General features: G+C 63.3%; 14 protein-coding genes. All 14 read left to right on the plus strand.

The window, feature by feature from the left end:
- Positions 1-26: 26 nt before the first annotated feature.
- Positions 27-878 (plus strand): ectoine/hydroxyectoine ABC transporter substrate-binding protein EhuB, encoded by an 852-nt coding sequence (gene ehuB / locus M1D43_RS19140; protein WP_014530723.1) that lies wholly within the window; start codon positions 27-29, stop codon positions 876-878.
- A gap of 102 nt (positions 879-980) precedes the next feature.
- Positions 981-1,640: an ectoine/hydroxyectoine ABC transporter permease subunit EhuC gene (ehuC, locus tag M1D43_RS19145; RefSeq protein WP_498814394.1), complete on the plus strand. Its 660-nt coding sequence runs from the start codon at positions 981-983 to the stop codon at positions 1,638-1,640.
- Positions 1,641-1,642: 2 nt separating this feature from the next.
- Positions 1,643-2,305: an ectoine/hydroxyectoine ABC transporter permease subunit EhuD gene (ehuD, locus tag M1D43_RS19150; protein ID WP_014530722.1), complete on the plus strand. Its 663-nt coding sequence runs from the start codon at positions 1,643-1,645 to the stop codon at positions 2,303-2,305.
- Positions 2,305-3,090, plus strand: coding sequence for an ectoine utilization protein EutA (gene eutA / locus M1D43_RS19155; protein WP_498814396.1), 786 nt, complete (start codon positions 2,305-2,307; stop codon positions 3,088-3,090). Before ehuD ends, eutA begins: the two co-directional genes overlap by 1 nt.
- Complete coding sequence (gene eutB / locus M1D43_RS19160; protein WP_088196533.1) at positions 3,087-4,091, plus strand: hydroxyectoine utilization dehydratase EutB; 1,005 nt, start codon at positions 3,087-3,089, stop codon at positions 4,089-4,091. The genes eutA and eutB overlap by 4 nt, the downstream gene beginning before the upstream one ends.
- A complete protein-coding gene (gene eutC, locus M1D43_RS19165; RefSeq protein ID WP_014530719.1) occupies positions 4,088-5,077 on the plus strand; it encodes an ectoine utilization protein EutC in 990 nt (329 codons plus the stop codon). Before eutB ends, eutC begins: the two co-directional genes overlap by 4 nt.
- 44 nt (positions 5,078-5,121) lie before the next feature.
- On the plus strand, positions 5,122-6,303 hold the full coding sequence (doeA, locus tag M1D43_RS19170) for an ectoine hydrolase DoeA (protein ID WP_010975302.1): 1,182 nt from the start codon (positions 5,122-5,124) through the stop codon (positions 6,301-6,303).
- Positions 6,304-6,307: 4 nt separating this feature from the next.
- On the plus strand, positions 6,308-7,318 hold the full coding sequence (gene doeB / locus M1D43_RS19175; protein WP_014530717.1) for a N(2)-acetyl-L-2,4-diaminobutanoate deacetylase DoeB: 1,011 nt from the start codon (positions 6,308-6,310) through the stop codon (positions 7,316-7,318).
- Between the two features lie 397 nt (positions 7,319-7,715).
- Positions 7,716-8,990 (plus strand): MFS transporter, encoded by a 1,275-nt coding sequence (locus M1D43_RS19180; protein ID WP_027988372.1) that lies wholly within the window; start codon positions 7,716-7,718, stop codon positions 8,988-8,990.
- Between the two features lie 194 nt (positions 8,991-9,184).
- Complete coding sequence (locus M1D43_RS19185; protein WP_013849962.1) at positions 9,185-9,985, plus strand: FadR/GntR family transcriptional regulator; 801 nt, start codon at positions 9,185-9,187, stop codon at positions 9,983-9,985.
- Between the two features lie 39 nt (positions 9,986-10,024).
- Positions 10,025-10,999, plus strand: a complete 975-nt coding sequence (locus M1D43_RS19190) for a sialic acid TRAP transporter substrate-binding protein SiaP (protein ID WP_003525901.1) — start codon at positions 10,025-10,027, stop codon at positions 10,997-10,999.
- 67 nt (positions 11,000-11,066) lie between these two features.
- Positions 11,067-11,639: a TRAP transporter small permease gene (locus tag M1D43_RS19195; protein WP_003525902.1), complete on the plus strand. Its 573-nt coding sequence runs from the start codon at positions 11,067-11,069 to the stop codon at positions 11,637-11,639.
- A 5-nt stretch (positions 11,640-11,644) separates the two neighbouring features.
- A complete protein-coding gene (locus tag M1D43_RS19200; protein WP_010975305.1) occupies positions 11,645-13,051 on the plus strand; it encodes a TRAP transporter large permease in 1,407 nt (468 codons plus the stop codon).
- Entirely contained in the window at positions 13,051-14,109 is a 1,059-nt protein-coding gene (locus tag M1D43_RS19205) for an L-idonate 5-dehydrogenase (RefSeq protein ID WP_010975306.1), read from the plus strand. Before M1D43_RS19200 ends, M1D43_RS19205 begins: the two co-directional genes overlap by 1 nt.
- The last annotated feature ends 2 nt before the right edge of the window (positions 14,110-14,111 follow it).

The following is a 14,111-nucleotide window of genomic DNA, read 5'->3' on the forward strand; positions in this document are numbered from 1 at the left end:
TCGAGAGAACAGAGGAGTTGGGAACGATGAAACTGAGAGATTTTCTGGCAATGGCGGCAGGCGCCACCGCATTGATGGCAGTTGCTGCGGCCACGCCAGCCGCCGCGGACGAGAACAAGCTCGAGGAGCTGAAAGAGCAGGGCTTCGCGCGCATCGCCATCGCCAACGAGCCGCCCTTTACCGCCGTCGGAGCCGACGGCAAAGTCTCCGGTGCAGCACCGGATGTCGCCCGCGAGATCTTCAAGCGGCTCGGCGTTGCCGACGTCGTCGCCTCCATTTCCGAATACGGCGCGATGATCCCGGGCCTGCAGGCCGGGCGCCACGACGCGATCACCGCCGGTCTCTTCATGAAGCCGGAACGATGTGCCGCCGTCGCCTATTCGCAGCCGATCCTCTGCGACGCCGAGGCCTTCGCGCTGAAGAAAGGCAACCCGCTCGGACTCAAGAGCTACAAGGACATCGCCGATAATCCGGACGCCAAGATCGGCGCACCGGGCGGCGGTACCGAGGAGAAGCTGGCGCTCGAAGCCGGCGTGCCGCGCGACCGCGTCATTGTGGTGCCGGATGGCCAGAGCGGCCTGAAGATGCTGCAGGACGGCCGCATCGACGTCTACTCGCTGCCGGTCCTTTCCATCAACGATCTCGTCTCCAAGGCGAACGACCCGAACGTCGAGGTGCTGGCCCCCGTCGAGGGTGCGCCGGTCTATTGCGACGGCGCCGCCTTCAGGAAGGGCGACGAGGCGCTCCGCGACGCCTTCGATGTCGAGCTCGCCAAGCTGAAGGAGTCGGGCGAATTCGCGAAGATCATCGAGCCCTATGGTTTCTCGGCCAAGGCTGCGATGTCGACCACCCGCGAAAAGCTCTGCGCCGCGAAATAAGCCCTGGATGGGGCTTCCCGCCGCCTTCCATTCGCACCGCGCGGAGGAAGGCGGTATGGGCGGCTGCAACCAAGTCTAAACTCTGACTGGAACAACGAAACGATGATCGACTGGTCCGGCTATATCGGATTGATCCTGCAGGGCGCCTGGGTGACCGTGCAGCTGACCCTCATGGGTTCGGCGCTCGCAGTCGTGGTTGCCTTCGCTGCCGGCCTCGGGCGCCTCAGCCGGTTCATGGCCGTTCGCGCGGTCGCCACGACCTATATCGAGTTCTTCCGCGGCACCTCTATCTTTGTGCAGCTCTTCTGGGTCTATTTCGTATTGCCGTTCGCCGGCATAACGTTGACGCCGCTTCAGGCGGGCGTCCTCGCGCTCGGCCTCAATGTCGGCGCCTATGGAGCGGAGGTCGTGCGGGGCGCGGTAAAGGCGATCGGCCGCGAGCAGCGCGAGGCCTGCATCGCGCTCAACCTCACGCGCTTCCAGGCGATGCGCCACATCGTCCTGCCCCAGGCGCTGCCCCTGATGCTGCCCACCTTCGGCAACAACGCCATCGAGCTCCTGAAGGGAACGGCGGTCGTTTCGCTGATCTCGCTCAGCGACATGACGTTTCAGGCCCAGGTGGTCCGCGCCCAGACCGGCAGCACGCTGATTCCCTTCGCGACCATCCTGCTGCTTTACTTCGTCATGGCCTGGCTGATCTCGCTCGGCATGCGGTGGCTCGAGAGGCGCGTTTCGCGTGGCCTCGACGGTGTGAGGGTCTGACCATGGAATGGGATTGGGAATTCGTCCGCCAGATCATGCCGACCCTCATCGAGGGGCTGAAGATCACGATCCTCGCGACGGCGCTCGGCTCGGTCGTCGCAGCGGTGATCGGCCTTGTCTTCGCCATCCTGCGGATGACCGCACCGACTCCGATCGCGCGTGTCACGAGCTTTGCCGTCGAGTTCATCCGCGGCACGCCGCTGCTCGTGCAGCTCTACTTCATCTTCTATGTGCTTCCGGACATCGGAATCCGCCTGCCCGCGCTTGTCGCCGGCGTCATCGGCCTCGGCATCCACTACGGCACCTATGCCGCCGAGGTCTATCGTGCCGGCATCGAGAACGTGCCGCGCGGCCAATGGGAAGCGGCCAAGGCGACGAACCTCACGCCCCGCCAGACCTGGATACACGTGATCCTGCCTCAGGCGATCCCGCCGATGATACCGGCACTCGCCAATTACCTGATCGCCATGTTCAAGGAAACACCCCTGCTTTCGGCAATCACGGTGCTCGAACTGATGAACCAGGCGAAGAGTATCGCCAACAGTAATTATCGCTATATCGAGCCGATGACGCTGGTCGGCGTGTTCTTCCTGATTATGAGCCTGATCTCGGTCTTCTTCTTGCGCTGGCTTGAAGCGCGCTATTCCCGGGTGGAGGAGCGCTGATGAGAACCGCTGTCGCCCTCTCGCTTGCGGCGCGCAGGCCGCGTCTCGACGATCGGCCGCTCGATAAGCGGATTGGCCTCGTCATCCTCGCCACGGACCATACGACGGAAGTCGATTTCCAGCGCATGGTCGCGTCGGACCGGATCGGGGTCTATGTCACGCGCATCCCCTATGCCAATCCGGTGACGCCGGAGAATCTGCGGGCGATGCAGCCGTCGCTCACCGAAGCGGCAGCCTTGATCCTGCCGGACGAGACCATGGATGTCGTCATGTATTCCTGCACCTCCGCCTCCGTGGTCATCGGCGACAGCGAAGTGGCTGCGGCGATCAAGGCCGCAAAGCCGGAGGCGGCCGTGGTGACGCCGACGGCTGCCTCGGTCCAAGGCTTGCGTGCACTTAGCGCAAACAGGATTTCGGTGCTCACCCCTTACACGACCGAGACCAGCCGGCCCATGGCCGACTATTTCGCCGAGCGCGGCTTCGCAATCGACGGGTTTACCTGCCTGGGTCTCACCGACGACCGCGAGATGGCGCGGATCAGCCCAAAGGAGATCGTGGCCTTCGCGAAGGAAGCCGCAGCGCCGGCATCGGACGCGCTTTTCATTTCCTGCACTGCTGTTCGTGCGGCAGGCGTCATCGCCGAAATCGAGCAGGCAATCGGCAAACCGGTCGTCAGCAGCAATTACGCCACAGCCTGGACTTGCCTGCGCCTTTGCGGCGATCGGGAAGTACGCCCCCAACTCGGACGGCTGATGGAGCTGCCACTCGAGGAGGAAAGGCCGTGAGCGTTTCTCTCCCCGTGACGATCGACGACATCGAGGTGGCGGCACGGCGCATTTCCGGCCGTGTACTTACGACGCCGCTGGCAATGTCGGGCTCGTTGAGCGAGCTCTGCGGCGTGCCGGTCGGCTTAAAGCTCGAGCACCACCAGACGACCGGTAGCTTCAAGCTGCGCGGCGCGACCAATGCAGTGCTTTCGCTTTCTGCCGGCGACCGGGCGCTCGGCGTAATCGCGGCCTCGACCGGCAATCATGGCCGGGCACTTGCCCATGCGGCAAAGGCGGAAGGCTCGGTCGCTACGATCTGCATGTCGCACCTGGTGCCCGTGAACAAGGTCTCCGAAATCAGACGCCTCGGCGCCAATGTGCGGATTGTCGGCAATTCCCAGGACGAGGCGCAGGAAGAAGTCGAAAGGCTCGTTGCGGAAAATGGTCTCGTGATGGTGCCGCCCTTCGACCATCCGGCGATCGTCGCCGGGCAGGGGACGCTCGGACTCGAGGTCGTGGCGCAGATGCCGGACGTTGCCATGGTGCTTGTACCGGTGTCGGGTGGTGGACTGGCAGCCGGAGTGGCGGCAGCGGTCAAGGCGCGCAGACCGGCGACGCGTGTCATAGGCCTGACGATGGAGCGCGGTGCGGCGATGAAGGCGAGCTTCGCCGCCGGCGGACCCGTGCTCGTCGATGAACAACCGAGCCTTGCGGACTCGCTCGGCGGCGGCATCGGCCTCGACAATCGCGTCACATTCCGCATGTGCCGGGAGCTCCTCGACGACATAATCCTCCTGACGGAAGCCGAGATCGCCGCCGGCATGCGCCACGCCTATGCCGAGGAGCGCGAGATCGTCGAAGGGGCGGGCGCCGTCGGCATTTCGGCGCTTCTCGCCGGCAAGATCAAGGACATCGACGGCCCCATCGCGGTTATTATCTCGGGGCGCAACGTCGACATGGACCTGCACCTGCGCGTGATGAACGGCGAAACGGACCCATTCCGCGAGGAGGCGGCATGACACGGATGAAGATTCTGACCGAGGCGGAATTGCGCGGCATCGTGCCGCTCGATCGCGAAGCGGTTGCCTGCGTCGAGGATGCCTTTCGCGCTCTCGCCACCAAGGCGGTGGCGATGCCGCCGATCCTGCGGCTCGATATTCCGGAGCATCGCGGCGAGGTGGACGTCAAGACGGCCTATGTGCCGGGGCTGGACGGCTTTGCGATCAAGATCAGCCCGGGCTTCTTCGACAATCCGAAAATCGGCCTGCCGAGCACCAACGGCATGATGGTGCTCCTGTCCAGCAAAACCGGGCTGGTGCAGGCACTGCTGCTCGACAACGGCTATCTGACCGACGTGCGGACGGCGGCGGCAGGGGCGGTCGCGGCGAGACGTCTGTCGCGGGAAGATTCCTCGGTGGCCGCGGTCTTCGGCGCCGGCATGCAGGCAAGGCTTCAGCTCGAGGCGCTCGCGCTCGTGCGCCCGATCCGGGAAGCGCGGATCTGGGCCCGCGATGCGGCCAAGGCTGAAGCGGCAGCCATTGCGCTTGGCGGGAAGCTCGGCTTTGCGGTCAAGGCCGAAACCGATCCGAGAGCGGCCATCACTGGCGCCGATATCATCGTTACCACGACGCCGTCCGGGACGCCGGTCCTCAAAGCCGAATGGCTCGAGCCGGGGCAGCACGTCACCGCCATGGGTTCGGACGCTGAACACAAGAACGAGATCGATCCGCACGCGATCGCCCGTGCGACTTACGTCGCCGACAGCCTCAAACAGACGCGCCGGCTCGGAGAGCTGCATCACGCGATTGCCGCTCATCTCATGTCGGCGGAGGCCGAGTTCCCCGAACTCGGCCAGGTGATCGCCGGGCTGAAACCCGGACGCACGCGCGCCGACGAGATCACCATTGCCGACCTGACCGGCACCGGCGTCCAGGACACCGCCATCGCCACGCTCGCCTTCGCGCGGGCCAACGCGGCGGACGCAGGTACGACATTCGAAAGTTGAGACCGGCTTCCCCGGAACGGGGCCGGAAGAACGAGGGAAGAGACATGACCCAACCCAACCTCAAATTCTCCCTTGGGGAATATGAAGCGCGGCTTGCGAAGACCCGAAAGGCGATGGAGGCGAAAGGCGTCGACCTCCTGATCGTGAGCGATCCGTCCAACATGGCCTGGCTCACCGGCTATGACGGCTGGTCCTTCTACGTGCATCAGGCGGTCATCGTGCCGCCTTCGGGCGAACCGATCTGGTTCGGCCGCGGCCAGGATGCGAATGGCGCGAAGCTGACTGCCTATCTCGATCACAAGAATATCGTCGGCTATCCCGACCACTACGTGCAGTCAACCGAACGCCACCCGATGGACTATCTCTCGGGCATTCTCGCCGATCGCGGCCTTGGTTCGCTCAGCATCGGTGTCGAAATGGACAACTACTGGTTCTCGGCAGCCGCCTTCGCCTCGCTGCAGAAACACCTGCCCAATGCGCGTTTCAGCGACGCGACGGCGCTGGTGAACTGGCAGCGCGCGGTCAAGAGCGAGACCGAGATCAAGTACATGCGCAACGCGGCGCGGATCGTCGAAGCGATGCATCAGCGCATCTTCGACAAGATCGAAGTGGGCATGCGCAAGTGCGACCTCGTGGCGGAAATCTACGATGCGGGCACGCGCGGCGTCGACGGCATCGGCGGCGATTATCCGGCGATCGTGCCGCTTCTTCCTTCCGGCGTCGAGGCATCCGCGCCGCATCTCACCTGGGACGACCGGCCGTTGAAACGGGGCGAGGGCACCTTTTTCGAGATCGCCGGCTGCTACAACCGCTATCACGTGCCGCTGTCGCGCACGGTGTTCCTGGGTAAGCCGACCCAGGCCTTCCTCGACGCCGAGAAGGCGACAATCGAGGGTATGGAGGCGGGCCTCGCCGTCGCCAAACCCGGCAACACCTGCGAGGACATCGCGAACGCCTTCTTCGCCGTGCTGAAGAAATACGGGATCGTCAAGGACAACCGCACGGGCTACCCGATCGGTCTTTCCTATCCGCCGGATTGGGGCGAGCGCACGATGAGCCTGCGTCCGGGCGACAAGACGGAACTGAAGCCGGGGATGACATTCCACTTCATGACGGGGCTCTGGCTCGAGGACATGGGCTTCGAAACCACCGAGAGCATTCTCATCACCGAGAGCGGTGTCGAGTGCCTCGCCTCCGTGCCGCGCAAGCTGATGGTCAAGGACTGAGAGGATGAGGGAGCACCACTTGCGGCCGTCGCCGATCAGCGCGACGGTCGATTTCGAGGCCAATGGCGTCCAGCACGGCTTCCTGCGCCTTCCCTATAGCCGCGATGATTCCGCCTGGGGTTCGGTGATGATTCCGGTTACCGTGGTCAAGAACGGTGAGGGCCCGACCGCCCTCCTCACGGGCGGCAATCACGGCGACGAATACGAGGGGCCGATCGCTCTCTTCGATCTCGCGCGAAAGCTGGATGCTTCCGACGTCGAGGGAAGAGTGATCATCGTTCCGGCGATGAATTATCCTGCCTTCCAGGCGCAGACGCGGACATCACCGATCGACAAGGGCAACATGAACCGCAGTTTCCCGGGGAGGCCGGATGGAACAGTCACCGAGAAAATCGCGGATTACTTCCAGCGTGTCCTGCTGCCGCTCGCAGACATCGTGCTCGATTTTCATTCGGGCGGAAAGACGCTCGACTTCCTGCCGTTCTGCGCGGCGCACATTCTGCCCGACAAGGCCCAGGAAGCGAAAGCTTTCGACTTCGTCCGGGCGTTCGGAGCGCCCTATTCCATGAAGATGCTGGAGATCGACGCGGTCGGAATGTACGACACCGCGGCCGAGGAGATGGGCAAGATCTTCATCACGACGGAGCTCGGCGGTGGCGGTTCGGCGACTGCCAGGACCGCTTCAGTCGCAAAGCGCGGTGTCGCGAACGTGCTGAGGCATGCCGGGATACTCAAGGGCGAGATCGAGGCGGAACCCACCAAATGGCTGGATATGCCGAGCGAGGATTGTTTCGCTTTCGCGGAGGATGGCGGTCTCGTCGAGTTCCTCATCGACCTTGGCGGAGCGGTCGACCGCGGCGCAGCGATCGCGCTAATCTATCCGATCGGACGCACGGGCGTGGAACCGATCGAGGTTCGAGCCAAGATGGATGGCGTTCTGGTGGCCCGACATAACCCCGGGCTGATCAAGTCGGGCGACTGCTGCGCGGTCCTGGGTGTCGAGGTGCAGATTTAACCCGCAGTCGTAGGACTTCTTGCAAGGGACCCGCCGCCGGACTTGCTCCGTACGGCGGGTCTTTGCCTATCTGCGAAGCGCAAATGCGGCCTGCACGATAATTGGGCATGGCGTGGCGGGCGGCCCAATATTTGACCATGCCATCAAGGTGCATGAAAGCCGCGCCGAATAAACTTTTGAATTCTCTCCCGCTTTCCGGGGCTTTCGGTTTGGCACGCTGCTTGCATACATTATTTTGAGCCCGAGCAAACCACCGGTGGCGTCCAATGTCGCGCGCCATGAGCAAGGTTGCTGGAGAGGATCGATGCGCCCGTTTGGGTGAGCGCGATGCCTGCTCGCGGCTGTTCCCCATGATCAACGACGCGTATCGCGCGAGGATATCGCGCAGGGAGATATCATGTCCGCTCTTCACCAGACGCAGTCGACCTATAAGGGCGCACCAGGACGCGCTTTGTGGGTCTCAACGGGTGCATTTACGGTCTGTTTCGCCATATGGACCATTTTTTCGATCATCGGCGTGCGCATAAAGGATGAACTCGGCCTGAGCGAAGCCGAGTTCGGGCTCCTGATCGGCATGCCGATCCTGACGGGCTCGCTCGTCCGCATCGTCCTGGGCATCTGGACCAGCCGCTATGGCGGCCGCCTCGTCTACACGCTCACCATGCTGGCGGCAGCACTCGCCACCTTCCTGCTCGCTTATGCTGCGACCTATCCGCAGATGCTCCTCGCAGGGCTGGGTGTCGGTCTGGCGGGAGGCTCTTTTGCCGTGGGGGTCGCCTATGTTTCGCCTTTCTTTCCGCCGGAAAAACAGGGCACCGCTCTCGGGATTTTCGGTGCCGGCAACGTCGGCGCCGCGGTCACGAAATTTCTGGCGCCATTCGTTCTCGTCGCCTTCGGCTGGCAGGCCGTCGCGGAGGTCTGGGCGGCCGCGCTTCTCGTCACGGCGGTCGTCTTCTGGTTCTCGACGGAAGACGATCCGCAATTCCGCGCCCGCCGCGATGTCGGTGCACCAAGGAAGAGCTTCCTGAGTGAATTCGAGCCACTCAAGAACATTCAGGTCTGGCGCTTCTCGCTCTACTACTTCTTTGCCTTCGGCGGCTTCGTGGCGCTCGCGCTCTGGCTGCCGCGCTATCTCGTCGGCGTCTACGGTTTCGACATCGAGACCGCCGGCATGATCGCCGCCGCCTATTCCATTCCCGGCAGTATCTTCCGCGCCTATGGCGGCGCTTTGTCGGACAAGCTCGGCGCCCGCAGGATCATGTATGCCATGTTCGCCGTGTCTGCCGTCGCAACGGCCATTCTGTCGATACCTGCAGGTGCTGCCGGCGGTGCGATGCCGATCCTGGTTACCCCGATCGTCTTCGTCGTCGTGACCTTCGTGCTCGGCTTCGTCATGAGCCTCGGCAAGGCAGCGGTCTACAAGCACATACCCGTCTATTATCCCTCCCATGTGGGCGCCGTCGGCGGCATCGTCGGCATGATGGGCGGGCTCGGCGGCTTCGTCCTGCCGATCGCCTTCGGCTTCCTCAAGGATGTGACCGGCCTTTGGTCCAGCTGCTTCATGCTGCTCTTCGTCATCGTAGCCGTCTCCATGGTCTGGATGAATGTCTCGATCCGGCAGATCAAGCGCGAGGCCGACCGAGGTGTCCCGGCCGGGGCGCTTGCACGATAGCCACTCGAATCGACGCTCCGCCGGCCGTCTTGGCCGGCAGATCGATGCGTCGCGATACCCACTTCCCTGCAGGGATAGCCAATTCCCTGCCTACTGCCCGGCCATTCAGTGCCGGGCATTTTTTGTGGAGGGCGGAACTTGTCGTGAGGCGCTGCAGCAGTCACCGTTGACTCGACCGCAAGCACGAGTAAAGTATGGGGAATTGGTATGACCACTTGGCCACTTGGCCGCAGGTCGCCTCAACGGGGATCATGATGTTCTCTGCCGTGGAATCGCGTCGCCTCTATCGCCAGGTGGCGGATCAGATGCGAGCCCTGATCGAAAGGGGCGAACTGGCGCACGGTTCGCGGCTTCCGGCGGAGCGCGAGCTGGCGCAGATGTTCGGCGTGTCGCGACCCACAATCCGAGAAGCATTGATAGTCCTCGAGGTGGAAGGCTTCATCGACATCCGCATGGGTTCGGGCATCTATGTGACGGCGCGTCCGGCGCCTGCGGCCGATGCGCCGCCCGAGGATTTCGAAGGTCCCTTCGAATTGTTGCGGGCCAGGGCAGTGGTCGAATGCGCCATCGCCGAGGAAGCGGCCCGGCTGGCACGCCCGGAGCATATCTCCGTTCTCGACGACAATCTGGCCCGGATGGCCGCCGCACTCGAGGATCGCCGCCTCGCGCTTGCGATCGATCGCGAGTTTCACGTTATCGTTTCGAGCATCATCGCCAATCAGACGCTGAACCGTTTCGTCGGCAGCATCCACGACATGCGCATGACGCCCTATTTCGAAAAGCTCGCGAGCTATTTCGAAAACACCGAGACCTGGAGGGCCGCGATGGAGGAGCATCGCGTCATTCGCGACGCGATCGCACTCGGGGATCCCGCTGCCGCGCGCGCAGCCATGCGCGCGCATCTCGATCAATCTCAGCTTCGCCTGTCCGCGAGCTTCGGAGAGGAGCCATCTGACAGCACGATACCCGCCGCGTGGAGGCGCGTCGGGCGGTAATCCACACAGCGACGACTTCACTTTGGGAGGAGGAAAAAGATGACGATCAGACTGTTGACGCTACTCGGTGCCACCGCGACGATCCTGGCATCAGCCCTATCGGCTCATGCCCAGACGGCGCTCAAATGGGCCCATGTCTACGAAACGTCGGAGCCGTTCCATACCGAGTCCGTCTGGGCGGCGGAAGAGATCGCCAAGCGCACCGAAGGGCGTTACAAGATCGACGTGTTCCCGGCGTCGCAGCTCGGCAAGGAAGCGGATATCAATCAGGGCCTGAAGCTCGGCACCGTCGATATCATCATTTCGGGCTCGAGCTTCGCCGCCCGCGATCATGCGCCGATCGGCGTCACCTATTTTCCCTATATCTTCCGCGACCCCGCCCATATGATCGCCTATACCAAGAGCGACGTATTCAAGCGCCTGGCCGCAGGATATGAGGAGGCTTCGGGCAACCACATCACGGCCGTCACCTATTACGGTACGCGCCACACCACATCGAACAGGCCGATCGCCAAATGCGCCGACATGCAGGGCCTGAAAATGCGTGTACCGGATGTTCCGGCCTACCTCGCCATGCCGCGGGCCTGCGGTGCCAACACCACGCCGATCGCCTTTGCCGAGGTCTATCTCGCGCTCCAGAACGGCACCGTCGAAGCTCAGGAAAATCCGCTGACGACGATCGAGGCGAAAAAGTTCTTCGAAGTGCAGAAGCATATCGTGCTGACGGGCCACATCGTCGATCATCTGAACACGGTCGTTTCGAAGAACCTCTGGTCGCAGCTCTCCGATGCCGACAAGCAGATCTTCACCGAGGTGATGCAGGAGGCGGCCGTGCGTGCCACCAAGATCATCGAAGAGCGCGAGAAGGAGCTCGTCGCCACCTTCAAGGAGCGCGGCATCGAGGTGACCGAGGTCGACAGGGCCGACTTCGAGAAGACCGTCAATGAAAAGGTGAAGCTCGAAGACTTCGGCTACAACAAGGAAGATTGGGAGGCTATCCGCGCCATCAAGTGAACCACTCTCGCCGGCTCGCCTTCCATGGCGGGCCGGCGTTTCGTTTTTCCAGAAGCCGGATGATGCCATGTCCCAGGAAGTCCATTTGCAAACGACGCCAGAAGAAATCGCCCATGCCTTCGACGAGGCCCCGCCGGCCGCGGATCTCTCCAACTATGCCTTCGAGGATTGGGTGACGCTCGCCGTCTTCTGGCTGATGGCCGGATGCGTGTTCCTGCAGTTCTTCACCCGTTACGTGCTCAACGATTCCTATGCTTGGACGGAGGAAATCGCCACGAACTGCCTGATCGGCGTCGTGTTTCTGGGCTCCGTCATGTGCGTGCGCCTGTCGCGCCACATCCAGGTCGACGTGCTCTATCATTATCTGCCGCTACCCGTCGCCCGAGCCCTGGCGATCTTCGTGGATCTCGTTCGCATCGTCTTCTTCGCCTATGCCTGCTGGCTGATGTGGCGCTACGTGGCTATCGTCGCCCACGAACGCATGGTCACAGTAGACCTGCCGCGCAACATCGTCTTCTATAGCGTGATGGCCGGTTTCGTGCTGATGCTGATCCGCTCCATCCAGGTCTTCGTGGCCAATCAGCGCCGCGGCTATTCGGTTCTCGAAAAGCCCGAGGAATTCCACAAGGTCGAGGACTGATCCCCATGCTCCTGCTCGTCGGTTCCTTTCTCGTACTCATGCTGGTCGGCGTCCCCGTCGCCATCTCCATGGCCGCAGCGTCGGTGCTCTATCTGGTCTCCTACAATGTCGCCCCCGACATCATCGCGGCGCAGCGGATGATTGCCGGCGTCGAAAGCTTTCCGCTGCTTGCGGTGCCTTTTTTCATCCTCGCCGGCAATCTCATGAACTCCGCCGGCGTCACCGGCCGCATCTATTCCTTCGCGGTCGCCCTCGTCGGCTGGATGAAGGGCGGGCTGGCACAGGTCAACATCGTCGGCTCGGTGATCTTCTCCGGCATGTCGGGCACCGCGCTCGCGGACGCCGCCGGCATCGGCACGATCGAGATCAAGGCCATGAAGGACCATGGCTATCCGGTCGATGCGGCGGTCGGCGTCACCGCCGCGTCTGCGACGCTTGGACCCATCTTCCCGCCGTCGCTGCCCTTCGTCATCTACGGCATGATGGCGAACGTCTCCATCGGCGCGCTGTTCATGGCCGGTGTCGTGCCGGGCGTGGTCATGACGGTGCTGATGATGCTGACGGTGGCGATCTTCGCCTACAAGCGCGGCTGGGGCTCGGATACGCCTTTCGAAATGAAGCGGCTGCTTGCGGCCTCGCTCGAGGTCGTCGTCGTCCTTGCCGTTCCGCTTTTCATCTATCTTCTGATGGCGGCCGGACTGTCGATGAACCTTGCGGTCGGCATCGCGCTCGTGGTGCTGCTTGCTCTCGACTGGTACTTCGACTTTTCCGCCGTCATGGCGCTGATGACGCCCATCATTCTGATCGGCGGCATGACCATGGGGTGGTTTACGCCGACGGAAGCGGCCGTCGCCGCCGTGATCTGGTCGCTGTTCCTGGGCCTTGTGCGCTACCGGACGATGACGATGTCGACGCTCGCCCGGGCGACTTTCGACACGATCGAGACGACGGCATCGGTGCTCTTCATCGTCACGGCGGCCTCGATCTTCGCATGGCTCCTGACGGTCAGTCAGGCCGCGCAGATGCTCTCTGGCGCGATCCTGACGATCACCGACAACAAATGGGTTTTCCTCATCCTGGTGAACCTTCTGATGCTCTTCGTCGGCTGTTTTCTCGATACGATCGCGGCGATCACCATATTGGTGCCCATCCTTCTGCCATTGACCGCCCAGTTCGGAATCGATCCCGTGCATTTCGGCCTGATCATGACGCTCAACCTGATGATCGGCCTGCTTCACCCTCCGCTCGGCATGGTGCTCTTCGTGCTGTCGCGGGTGGCGAAGCTCTCGGTCGAACGGACGACGATGGCGATCCTGCCATGGCTCGTGCCGCTGTTTATCGCCCTCATTCTGATCACCTTCGTTCCGGCCGTCGTGTTGTGGCTGCCGCAGTCCGTGGGACTGATCCGCTGATGTCGGGCGCACCCACGCGCACACGCTTCGCCCGCCTTTACGGCCCGCGCGATCTTCGGCTGGAAGTCGCCGACGTTCCCGCACCGGGGGACGGCGAGGTGCTGTTGAAGATGGCCGCAGGCGGCATCTGCGGCTCGGATCTTCACTATTACCAGGACGGGGGTTTCGGCCCGGTCCGGGTTCGTGAGCCGATCATACCCGGCCACGAGGCCTCGGGACGCGTCGCGGTGCTCGGGGCCGGCGTCTCCGGCCTTGCTATCGATGATCTGGTGGCGGTCAATCCGAGCCAGCCTTGCGGAACCTGCCGCTTTTGCGGGGAAGGACTCCCTGTCCACTGCCTTGACATGCGCTTCCTGGGCAGTGCAATGCGTCTCCCCCACACACAGGGTATGTTCCGCGATTGGCTGGTGGTTCCGGCCGTCCAATGTCATCCCGCAGGCTCGCAGGTGAGCCCCGGCGAGGCAGCCTGTGCCGAGCCGCTGGCGGTCTGCCTTCACGCGGCCGCCCAGGCGGGCGAAATCAGGGGAAAGAAGGTACTCGTCACCGGAGCGGGGCCGATCGGCGCGCTCGTGGTGGCGGCGGCGCGCCATGCGGGAGCCGATGAGATCGTCGTGACGGATCTGGCCGATGCGGCACTCGACAGGGCCAAGGCCATGGGAGCGACCCGCATCGTCAATGTCCATCGCGATCCGGCCGGGCTTGCCGCCTACGAGGCCGACAAGGGCAAGTTCCACGTGGCCTTCGAATGCTCGGCCGCCGAGCCGGCACTACGCGGCGCGGTCGCGGCAGTTCGGCCGCGCGGCACGATCGTGCAGGTCGGCGTGACGGGCGAAATCACCCTGCCGCTCCATGCGCTGGTCGGCAAGGAGTTGCGGCTCGTCGGATCGCAGCGGTTCGACGGGGAATTCGCCCTTGCGGTCGCGCTCATCTCGGATCGCCGAATCGACGTGCGGCCGATCATTTCCCATCAGTTTCCGGTCGACGAGGCGGTTCGGGCCTTCGAGCAGGCCGGCGATCGATCCGCTGCATGCAAGGTGCAGCTGACATTTCTTTCCTGAGG

This window comes from Ensifer sp. R1-3, from assembly GCF_056739175.1.